The 588-nt window shown below is 54.2% G+C and carries 6 tRNA genes; all 6 read left to right on the top strand.

Annotated elements, in window-relative coordinates:
• The first annotated feature begins 22 nt into the window (after positions 1–22).
• A tRNA-Val gene (locus AZF08_RS07255) sits at positions 23–98 on the top strand.
• Positions 99–104: 6 nt separating this feature from the next.
• Positions 105–180, top strand: a tRNA-Thr gene (locus AZF08_RS07250).
• Positions 181–189: 9 nt separating this feature from the next.
• A tRNA-His gene (locus AZF08_RS07245) sits at positions 190–265 on the top strand.
• 22 nt (positions 266–287) lie between these two features.
• Positions 288–368 (top strand) — tRNA-Leu (locus AZF08_RS07240).
• A gap of 29 nt (positions 369–397) precedes the next feature.
• A tRNA-Gly gene (locus tag AZF08_RS07235) sits at positions 398–472 on the top strand.
• 16 nt (positions 473–488) lie between these two features.
• Positions 489–577: transfer RNA gene (locus AZF08_RS07230), tRNA-Leu, on the top strand.
• Positions 578–588 lie beyond the last annotated feature (11 nt).

Below are 588 nucleotides of genomic sequence, written 5' to 3'. Positions count from 1 at the left end.
GTAGGACGTTGCCAGGCAAARTGGAGGATTAGCTCAGCTGGGAGAGCACCTGCCTTACAAGCAGGGGGTCGGCGGTTCGATCCCGTCATCCTCCACCATATATTGCCGGCTTAGCTCAATTGGTAGAGCAACTGACTTGTAATCAGTAGGTTGGGGGTTCAAGTCCTCTAGCCGGCACCAGTAATTATGGCGGTTGTGGCGAAGTGGTTAACGCACCGGATTGTGGCTCCGGCATTCGTGGGTTCGATTCCCATCAGTCGCCCCATTTTTTCTAAAAATTATATTATGCGGGTGTGGCGGAATTGGCAGACGCACCAGACTTAGGATCTGGCGCCTTTGGCGTGGGGGTTCGACTCCCTTCACCCGCACTTTTAATAAAATATCTCATACATGTCTTGCGGAAGTAGTTCAGTGGTAGAATACAACCTTGCCAAGGTTGGGGTCGCGGGTTCGAATCCCGTCTTCCGCTCCAATTTWCAATATGAYATGCCGGGGTGGCGGAACAGGCAGACGCACAGGACTTAAAATCCTGCGGTGGGTGACCACCGTGCGGGTTCGACCCCCGCCCTCGGCACCATATGCGCCCGT

The sequence above is a fragment of the Bacillus gaemokensis genome, from assembly GCF_001590835.1.
Lineage (GTDB): Bacteria > Bacillota > Bacilli > Bacillales > Bacillaceae_G > Bacillus_A > Bacillus_A gaemokensis.
This window is presented reverse-complemented; position numbering and strand designations above follow the sequence as displayed.